A 9,027-nucleotide genomic window follows, 5' to 3' on the forward strand; every position below is an offset into this window, starting at 1 on the left:
TTCCTTTCAGTGGTTGTTGTCGTGTGGAAGTGCGTGGAAACGGCGATCGATGTAGACCAGAGGGCGCCCGGAGAGACCAGGCAGCACCTCGATGACCTCGGCGATGACCACGGTCGACGAACCGACGGCGACCGTCTGGATCGGACGACAGCGCAGGGCCACCCTGGCCTCGGGGAGGTGCGGTTCGCCGGTCGGCAGCGTGGCCCATCCCTGCTCGGGCGTGAACCGCTCGGACCCGCTGACCGCGAAGCTCTGGGCGAGATCGGAGTGCTCGTCGTCGATGAGGTGCACCACGAAGGTGTCGGCACCGAGGATCGCTCCTGCAGAACCGGTGGCACGGGTCACCGAGAACACGATCGCCGCGGGATCGACCGCCACCGAGGCGACGCTGGACGCGGTGAGACCGACCGGCCCTTCCGGGGTGCTCGCGGTGATGATCGCGACTCCCGCCGGGTGGGTGCGGAAGGCGGCTTTGAGCGCCTCGCCGATCGGCGTGGGTACGGGTGTCGCGGTCATCGACCTGCCTCCATCATCTGCTGCTGCTTCGCATGTGCCAGCATCTCATCGCGCTCGACGAGCTTCGTCCGCTCGCGACCGCGCTCCGCTCCGGCCCCGCGCTCGGCGGCGTCGATGCGCAGCCAGCCGTCGAGGTCGACCGCCTGCGAGAGATGGGCGATCGGATCGATGTCGCGCGCCTCGCGCTCGATCGCATCGAGGTCGTCGACGACGTGGCCGATCGTCTGCGCGGCATCCGACTTGGTCGACCCGATCAGCCCGACCGGACCGCGCTTGATCCAACCGGTCGCGTACAGTCGCGGGATCGGCGCTCCGTCCGCATCGACGACGCGACCCTCGACGTGCGGCACGACGCCGAGAGCGGCGTCGAACGGCACCCCGGGAACAGGTGTCGAGCGGTAGCCCACTGCGCGGTAGACGGCTCCGACGTCATAGCGCAGCAGCTCCCCCGTGCCGACCATGCGGCCCAGCTCGTCGGATGCGGTGCGTTCCATCTCGATACCGGTGACCACGTCCGTGCCGAGCACGCGCACCGGACGCTGCCGCAGGTGCAGGTGGATGCGGCGCGAGGCGGTGCGGCTCGCGGGATCGAGGGCTGCCCATTCGGTCATGGTGCGCACGACGATACGGCGCTGCGAGAACTGCGCCACCATCCGCTCGGCGTGCTCGTCGAGGGCGAGCTCGTGCGGGTCGACGATCACATCGACGTCGTCCTGCTCGGCGAGCTCGCGCAGCTCCATGGCCGAGAAACGCACATCGGCCGGGCCCCGACGGGCGAACAGGTGCACGTCGCGCAGCGGGCTGGCAGCGAGCTGGTCGAGCACGGCATCCGGGGTGTCGGTGTGGGTCAGCGCCGACGCATGCTTGGCGAGGATCCTCGTCACGTCGAGCGCCACATTGCCGGCGCCGAGCACCGCGACCGCCTCGGCGGCGAGCGGCCAGGTGCGCGGCGCATCGGGGTGCCCGTCGTACCAGGCGACGAAGTCGGCCGCGCCGAACGAGCCGGGCAGGTCGATGCCCGGGATGTCGAGAGCGACATCGAGGTCGGCCCCCGTGGCCACGATCACTCCGTCGTACGCGGCACGCAGCTCGTCGATCTCGATGTCCACGCCGACCTCGACGTTGCACCGCAGCCGGATGCGCGGGTTCACGAGCACCTCGTGCAGGGCATCCGTGATCCTGCGGATGCGGGGATGGTCGGGCGCGACGCCGTAGCGGACGAGACCATACGGTGCCGGGAGCTTCTCGAACAGGTCGATCGATGCGGTCGGCACCCGGTCGAGCAGGATGTCGGCCGCGTAGATGCCCGCGGGCCCCGCGCCGACGACGGCGATGTGCGGTTCGGCGTTGGTCATGCGTGTTCCCCCTGTGGTGCGAGCGCGGCGATGATCGGGTGATCGAAGGCGAGCATCCCCGTCTTCGCGGCGCCTCCCGGCGACCCGAGCTCGTCGAAGAACTCGACGTTGGCCTTGTAGTAGTCCTGCCACTCGTCGGGCAGGTCGTCTTCGTAGAAGATCGCCTCGACCGGGCACACCGGCTCGCAGGCACCGCAGTCCACGCATTCGTCCGGGTGGATGTAGAGCGAGCGTTCGCCTTCGTAGATGCAGTCGACGGGGCATTCGTCGATGCAGGCCTTGTCCTTCACATCGACGCACGGCAGGGCGATCACATAGGTCATCGCGGGGTCTTCGTCCGGGTCACGCTGTCCTCATTCGTTCCTTCGGCCCGTCTCCGAGCCACCCCTCAACCGTAAAACCTCAAGTACACTTGAGGTCAAATCGAGGGACGGCAGACGGAGGGAGAGCACACCGGATGAGTCCGCACGCACCAGACGAGCCGCTGACCATCGGCGAGATGACCCGACGCACCGGGGTCGCCGCCTCCGCCCTGCACTTCTACGAGACGCTCGGCCTGATCGCCTCGACGCGCACGCCCGGCAACCAGCGCCGCTACGCCCGGCACATGCTGCGTCGTGTCTCGCTCATCACGGTCGCGAAGCGCCTCGGCATCCCGCTGTCGGACGTGCAGACCGCGTTCGCCGACGTGCCCCTGACCGAGACTCCGAGCCACGCCGATTGGCAACGGGCGTCGAGACGCTGGAAGCGCGAGCTCGAGAAGCGTCGCGAGGGCATCGAGCGCCTCGAGCGCGAACTGACCGGATGCATCGGCTGCGGGTGCCTGTCGATGAAGGCGTGCGGCCTGCTCAACCCCGACGACGCCCTGGGCACCCAGGGCGCCGGCCCCCAGCGCCTGCGGGACTGACGCCTCTTTCCCGCGCGGACGGTCTCTGACATGATCGCGGAAACGCCATGAAGGGACACCGCCGATGAAGAAGCTCCCCACCACCGAAGAGATCGTCAGGATCCGCCGCGACGCGCTGCTCAACCGCGCTGTCGAGGCGTACAAGTTCTTCTATCCGACGGTGTCGATGGTGCTGAACTTCGAGTCCATCGAAGAGCTCGGGGCAACCGCCAACCGCGGTCTCCTGATCCAGCTCACCACGCCGGACCTCGTCACCCTCACCCAGAATTCGGACACCCCCTACGGACTCGGGTTGGGCGACACGACCGACGGCCCCGTCGTCGTCGAGCTCCCCGCCGGTCCGCTGATCGGCGTGATCGATGACACGAACTTCCAGTTCGTCACCAACATGGGCGTCGTCGGCGAGGACGAGGGCGAGGGTGCCAAGTACCTGTTCGTCCCCCCGGGGTACGACGGACCCCTGCCCGAGTCCGGCTACATCGTCAAGCGCCCCCCGACGAACAGGTTCCTGATCTGCGCGCGCGCACCGTTCCCCGACCCGGAGAAGGGGAAGGCACTGCTGCGCACGCTGAAGGTCTACCCCTGGGCCGACGCGGAGAACCCGGCACCGAACGTGTTCGTGGACATGTCCGACCGCAAGGCCGTCGCGAACCCCTGCGTGGTCGACGGAACCATCGACTATTGGCATGCCCTCAAGCGCGCACTCGACATGGATGTGCCGTCCCCCGCGCTCTACAACCAGTACGGCATGCTCGCCGACCTCGGCCTGCGGGCAGACCGCCCCTTCGCGCCCGACGCGGAACTCGTCTCGATCCTGTCCGAGGCAGCCGAGAAGGCGAACGAGCAGCTCGTGGTGGCGGCGTTCGCCGACGACGCACCGGAACGGCTCGTCTGGCCTGACCGCAATTGGGAGTGGGTGGTCTACTCCGAGGGAGATTTCGGGTACTACGAGAAGAACTTCCTCAACCTCTCGGTGCGGGAGCGCTGGTTCTACCAGGCCACCCTCGAAACCGACAAGATGTTCATGCACAAGGAGGGCGCTGGCTCGCTCTACTGGCTCGCCGCGGTCGATGCGGACGGGGCCGCACTGGATGGGGCCACGTCGTACACGTTGACCGTTCCCGCACCCGTACCCGCCGCTCAGTTCTGGTCTGTCACCCTCTATGACCTCGACACCCGCTCGGAGATCAACACCCCGCAGTTCAAGCCCGTGCTGACAAGCCTGCGCGACGACCTCGCGCCCGACGGATCCGGCGGGATCACCCTTCATTTCGGTCCCGATCGACCCCGGGATGAGGTGCCATGGCTGCAGACCAACCCCGGTTCGCAGTGGTTCGCCTACTTCCGGATCTACGGCCCAGGCGCCCCCGCGTTCGACGGCACCTGGAAGCCCTCCGACTTCCAGAAGGCCTGAACCGAGCACACCGGGTCGATCGCGAGGTGCGCTCGCCCGCCGCGGCGGGTCAGCGCACCTCGAAGTCGGCGGAGAGGAGCACCTCTTCGCGGGAGCTCGGGCCGACCAGCAGCTCGAACGCGCCGGCCTCGACGATGCGGTTGCCCGCGGCGTCGACGATGGTGCAGTCGGCGACCGGCAGCTCCAGGCGTACCCGCACGGATGCGCCGGGGGTGACGTCGACCTGGCGGAAGGTCTTCAGCTCCTTGTCGGTCCAGCTCACGCTCGTCACGGAGTCGCGCACGTACACCTGCACGGTCTCGCGCACCGGCCGAGTGCCCGTGTTCGACACCGTGACGTGACCGACGATCGTGTCGGACTCCCCCAGCGTCGTCGCCTCGAGCGTCAGGTCGGAGTACTCGACCGTCGTGTACGACAGCCCCTCGCCGAACGCCCAGGCCGGTGACTGCGTGAGGTCGGCGTAGCGGTCACCGTGCTGTCCGCGGATCTGGTTGTAATACGTCGGCTGCTGACCGACGTGGCGCGCGAACGAGATCGGCAGGCGCCCGGACGGCTCGGCCGCGCCGGAGATGATGTCGGCGAGCGCACGGCCACCCTGCATGCCGGGGTTCGCCGCCCAGATCACGGCGGCAGCCTTCGAAGCCGATGCCGGGAGCACGAGCGGCTTCGAGGCCAGCAGCACGATGACCACGGGCGTGCCGGTCGCGATGAGCGCATCGATCAGGGCGTTCTGCCCGCCGATGAGCTCGAGCGTCGCCGTGGAGCGCCCCTCGCCGACCAGCTCGATCCGGTCGCCGACGACCGCGACGACGACGTCGGACTCGGAGGCCGCGGCGACGGCCTCCGCGATCATCGCGGCGTCCGGCTCGCAGGCCCTCACGACCGGCGGACGCGGCTGCTTGTCGGGGAAGAACGGCCCTTGCGGGTCTTCTTCGAGGGTGAGGATGTCGGCGCCACGGGCGTGCGTGACGGTCCAACCGTCGATCGCCTGCAGCCCGTCGAGCACGGTGGTGATCATCTCGCGCGGCTGACCGTCGAGCCAGCCCGCCTGCCCGGAGCCGCCGGCCCAGTCGCCGAGCTGCGTCTGCCCGTCGTCGGCGAGCGGACCGGTGACCGCGACCTTCAACGCGGAGGTGGGATCGAGCGGCAGCACACCGTCGTTCTCGAGCAGCACGAGCGAACGGCGGGCGACCTCGAGGTTCAGCTCGGCGTGCGCGGCACTGCCCACCACGGCGTCGAGTTCCGTGCCCGGCAGGCGCGGGTTCTCGAACAGGCCCAGCTCGAACTTCAGGGTCAGGATGCGGGCGGCCGCAGCATCGAAGGCGTCCTCGGCGAGCATGCCCCGAGCGACGGCGTCGAGCGCCCCCTCGAAGAAGGCCGGCGTGGTCATGATCATGTCGTTGCCCGCCCGCACGGCCGCAGCAGCCGCGTGCGTGATGTCGGGCTGGATCCGCTGCTCCCACACCATGCGCCCGACGTTGTCCCAGTCGGTGATGAGCGTGCCGGTGTAGCCCCACTCGCCGCGCAGCACATCGCTGAGCAGCCAGTCGTTGGTCGTGATCGGCACTCCGTCGGTGGTCTGGTAGCCGAGCATGAACGTGCGGCACCCCTCGCGGGCGACGCGCTCGAACGGCGGCAGGAACCAGGAGATGAGCTTGCGCCGTGAGATGTCGGCCTCGCTCGCGTCGCGCCCGCCCTGGGTCTCGGAGTACCCGGCGAAGTGCTTGGCGGTCGCGAGGATCGCGGTCGGGTCGTCGAGTCCGTCGCCCTGGTAGCCGCGCACCATCGCCGAGGCCAGCTCGCCGATCAGGAACGGGTCTTCGCCGAAGGTCTCGTCGATGCGGCCCCAGCGCAGATCGCGGGCGATGCACAGCACCGGCGAGAAGGTCCAGTGGATGCCGGTCACCGCGACCTCTTCGGCCGTCGCGCGTGCGACGCGTTCGACGAGGTCGGAATCCCACGATGCGGCCATGCCGAGCTGAGTCGGGTAGATCGTCGCACCGGGCCAGAACGAGTGCCCGTGGATGCAGTCCTCTCCCACCAGCAGCGGGATGCGGAGCCGGGTCTGCGCGGTGAGCTCGTTCGCCCGCAGGATGCGCTCGGGCGAGGTGTGCAGGATCGATCCGGCGTGACGGCGGGCGATGTGGTCGTCGATGTCGTCGCGGGCGTCGAGCTGGAGCATCTGCCCCACCTTCTCCTCCAGCGTCATGCGGCTGAGGAGGTCGGCCACCCGCTCCGGGATCGAGAGCGCGGGGTCCTGGTACGGGAGCTGCGTGGTCAGGGTCTGAGAGGTCATCACTTCGTGTTCTGGGTCGTGTTCGGGGTCGTGTTCGGGGTGGAGGTCTTCGAGGAATCGGAGGTGTCCGGCGAGGTCGCCGACGTTACGGGATCGGAGGTCGTCTTCGGCAGGGGCACGCTGCGGACGGCCGTGACGGCGTCGTTCACGTTCAGCCCCTTCTTCTTCATCGCCCTGGCCCGCTCGCCGGCCGAGCGCAGGCGCGGGTTGACGTACTCGTCGATGCCGAAGTTGATGAGAGAGAGGGCCACACCGATGATCGCGATGCAGAGCCCTGCGGGCACGTACCACCACCACAGACGCGGGAAGGCGCCGTTCTGCTGCGCCCAGAACAGGATCGTGCCCCAGTTCAGATTGCTCACCGGGATCACCCCGATGAACGCCAGCGTGGTGAGGCCGAGGATCGCGGCGGTCACGGTGCCGACGAAGCTCGACGCGATGAGCGCCATGAGGTTCGGCAGCATCTCGACCGTGATGATCCGGCGCAGCGGTTCGCCGTTCGCGCGTGCGGCCTGGATGAAGTCGCGGTTGCGCAGCGACATGGTCTGCGCGCGCAGCACGCGAGCGCCCCAGGCCCACCCGGTGATGCCGAGCACCGCGGCGATCACGATCAGCGGCGGGTTCTCGAACTGCGAAGCGATGATGATGATGAGCGGGATGCCGGGGATCACCAGGAACACGTTCGTCAGCGCCGAGAGCGACTCGCTCTTCCAGCCGCGTACGTAGCCGGCGATCACACCGATCGTGATCGCGATGATCGTGGCGATGAAGGCGGCGAGGAAGCCGACGACGATCACACCGCGGGTGCCGTAGATGATCTGACTCAACACGTCCTCCCCCATGTGCGTCGTGCCCAGCCAGTGCTCCCAGGAGGGCGGTTGCCGCAATGCCGTGCGATCCTTCTGCGTCGGCCCGTAGGGCGAGATCCACGGCGCGAGGATCGCGATGAGCACGAACACCCCGAGGATGATGAGCCCGGCGATCGACTTGGGGTTGCGGAACATCGCGAACGCCTGGGCGAGCTGCGACCAGAACGTCTTGCGAGGCGGAGCGCCCGCCGGTGGGGTGCGCAGGGTCGCGGTCTCCGGCATGCCGGAGACGACGGCCGACCCGTCGGGCGCGGTGCTCGCGGCGGTGGTGGGAACGGTCATGTCAGGACTCCATCTGGCGCGTGCGCGGGTCGAGGTAGGCGTAGACGACATCCGCGAGGATGTTGGCCACGAGCACCGACAGCGTGATCACGAGGAACACGCCCTGCATGAGAGCGAAGTCCTTGGCGTTGGTCGCGTCGAGCAGCAGCTTGCCGACGCCCGGATAGCTGAACACCATCTCCATCACGATCGTGCCGCCGACGATGAAGCCGATCGACAGCGCGAAGCTCTGGATCTGCGGCAGCACGGCGTTGCGAGCGGCATAGCCCCAGAGGACGCGCTTGTTGGGCATGCCCTTGGCCTGAGCCACGGTGATGTAGTCGTCGTCGAGCACGGTCAGCATCATGTTGCGCATGCCGAGCACCCATCCGCCGAGCGAGGCGACCACGATCGTCAGCGCCGGCAGCGTGCCGTGCATGATCACCTGGCCGATGAAGTCGAAGCTCCACTCCGGGGACTGACCCTTGTCGTACGCGTGCGATGAGGGGAACCACTTCAGGGTCGAGGAGAAGATCGCGATCGCGATGAGTCCGAGCCAGAAGTACGGGATCGTGTTGAAGAAGGTCGTCACCGGGATGATCGCGTCGAGCTTGCTGCCGCGCTTCCAGCCGACGACGGCCCCGGCGATCGTGCCGATCGTGAAGGAGATGATGGTCGCGATGCCGACGAGACCCAGCGTCCACGGGAGGGCGGCGGCGAGCACCTCCGCCACGGGCCGCAGACCGTGCAGGGTCGAGATGCCGAGGTCTCCGCGCAGCAGCATCCCCCAGTACTCGAGGTACTGCTGCCAGATCGACTTGTCGGTGTCGATGCCGAGCAGGATGCGCAGCGCATCGGCGGCCTCGGGGCTCACGTTGCGGTTGCGCGCGAGGTAGGAGCTGACCGCGTCGCCCTTCATGAGGCGCGGAAGGAAGAAGTTGATGGTGATGGCCGCCCACAGGGTGAACAGGTAGAAGGCGGCTCGGCCGGCGAAGAAGCGCCACGGCACACGTCGGCGTCCGCGTTCCGCCGCGGTGGCGGTGGTGCCGACCTCGAGGGCGTCGCGGGCGACCAGGTCGTTGTCGTCGAGCTGGGGGAATGCGGTGCTCACAGGGTGCCTCCGTTCGATGCGGCCTGCGCGAAGAACGTGTCCGGGTCGGGGGAAGCGGATCGCAGTTCCCGCGTGTACGGGTCCTGCGGGTTGAGGATCACGTCGTCGGCGGCGCCGTACTCCACGACGCGGCCCTGGTTGAGGACCATGATCTCGTCGCTGAAGTGGCGGGCGGTCGCGAGGTCGTGCGTGATGTAGAGCACGCCGAGTCCCTCTTCGCGCTGCAGATCGGCGAGCAGGTTCAGCACGCCGAGGCGGATCGACACGTCGAGCATCGAGACCGGCTCGTCGGCGACGA

General features: G+C 68.4%; 8 protein-coding genes and 1 pseudogene. 2 read left to right on the forward strand and 7 right to left on the reverse strand.

Features of this window, described 5'->3' with window-relative positions:
• Nucleotides 1–6: 6 nt before the first annotated feature.
• Genes B2869_RS03590 through fdxA form a run of 3 tightly spaced genes read right to left on the reverse strand, consistent with a single transcriptional unit; the run spans nt 7 to nt 2,194 of the window.
• Nucleotides 7–516, reverse strand: coding sequence for a flavin reductase family protein (locus tag B2869_RS03590; RefSeq protein ID WP_021199247.1), 510 nt, complete (start codon nt 514–516; stop codon nt 7–9).
• Complete coding sequence (locus tag B2869_RS03595; RefSeq protein ID WP_292762864.1) at nt 513–1,871, reverse strand: FAD-dependent oxidoreductase; 1,359 nt, start codon at nt 1,869–1,871, stop codon at nt 513–515. The genes B2869_RS03590 and B2869_RS03595 overlap by 4 nt, the downstream gene beginning before the upstream one ends.
• A complete protein-coding gene (fdxA, locus tag B2869_RS03600; RefSeq protein ID WP_021199249.1) occupies nt 1,868–2,194 on the reverse strand; it encodes a ferredoxin in 327 nt (108 codons plus the stop codon). The genes B2869_RS03595 and fdxA overlap by 4 nt, the downstream gene beginning before the upstream one ends.
• 134 nt (nt 2,195–2,328) lie before the next feature.
• On the opposite strand from fdxA, the gene soxR reads away from it, so the two are divergent.
• Together soxR and B2869_RS03610 are read left to right on the forward strand one after the other, a co-directional pair.
• Nucleotides 2,329–2,778 (forward strand): redox-sensitive transcriptional activator SoxR, encoded by a 450-nt coding sequence (gene soxR, locus B2869_RS03605; protein WP_021199250.1) that lies wholly within the window; start codon nt 2,329–2,331, stop codon nt 2,776–2,778.
• Between the two features lie 64 nt (nt 2,779–2,842).
• Entirely contained in the window at nt 2,843–4,192 is a 1,350-nt protein-coding gene (locus tag B2869_RS03610; RefSeq protein ID WP_292762871.1) for a DUF1254 domain-containing protein, read from the forward strand.
• Between the two features lie 49 nt (nt 4,193–4,241).
• Here B2869_RS03610 and B2869_RS03615 read toward each other — a convergent pair whose 3' ends face one another.
• From B2869_RS03615 to B2869_RS03630, 4 genes and pseudogenes are all read right to left on the reverse strand, one after another.
• The gene (locus tag B2869_RS03615) at nt 4,242–6,488 is read right to left on the reverse strand and encodes a glycoside hydrolase family 3 N-terminal domain-containing protein (protein ID WP_292762873.1); all 2,247 of its coding nucleotides are present in this window, start codon (nt 6,486–6,488) and stop codon (nt 4,242–4,244) included.
• A complete protein-coding gene (locus tag B2869_RS03620; RefSeq protein WP_292762876.1) occupies nt 6,488–7,639 on the reverse strand; it encodes an ABC transporter permease in 1,152 nt (383 codons plus the stop codon). Before B2869_RS03620 ends, B2869_RS03615 begins: the two co-directional genes overlap by 1 nt.
• Nucleotide 7,640: 1 nt before the next feature.
• Nucleotides 7,641–8,729, reverse strand: coding sequence for an ABC transporter permease (locus B2869_RS03625; RefSeq protein ID WP_021199254.1), 1,089 nt, complete (start codon nt 8,727–8,729; stop codon nt 7,641–7,643).
• Nucleotides 8,726–9,027: pseudogene (locus tag B2869_RS03630) on the reverse strand (ABC transporter ATP-binding protein); the annotation flags it as partial. The pseudogene B2869_RS03630 and the gene B2869_RS03625, both read right to left, overlap by 4 nt.

This window comes from Microbacterium sp. UBA3486 (assembly GCF_002377845.1).
Taxonomy (GTDB): Bacteria; Actinomycetota; Actinomycetes; order Actinomycetales; family Microbacteriaceae; genus Microbacterium; species Microbacterium maritypicum_A.